Source organism: Pauljensenia sp. UMB3104 (genome assembly GCF_030217285.1).
In the GTDB taxonomy this organism is placed as follows: Bacteria; Actinomycetota; Actinomycetes; order Actinomycetales; family Actinomycetaceae; genus Pauljensenia.
On sequence record NZ_JASONN010000267.1, the window covers coordinates 1 to 281 of the forward strand.

Sequence of the window (281 nt, forward strand, 5' to 3'; positions counted from 1 at the left end):
GCGAGATCATGCGACGGTGTGCACCGGCGGCGATAAGAGTCGCGAATTCTCTCCTGCGCTCGACGACCATCAGGACGAACATGAGGGTGATCATAAGCAGGCCGGCTCCCCACGCGACGGCGATGAGGGTGGTGACGGTGCGCGAGGTTGCGTCCAGTGACGCCGCGATGCCGCTCACCAGCTTCGTCGAGGTGGCGACCGAGACGCCGGGGACCTGCTCACGGATCTGCGCGGCCACGGCCTCGGCGTCGTATCCAGGTGCCACCTTGACCATGACCGAG

Annotated in this window: 1 protein-coding gene; it reads right to left on the minus strand. The window is 66.2% G+C overall.

From position 1 onward, the window contains the following. On the minus strand, positions 1-281 hold a 281-nt coding region (locus tag QP415_RS11665; RefSeq protein WP_336620006.1), incomplete at both ends, for an FtsX-like permease family protein.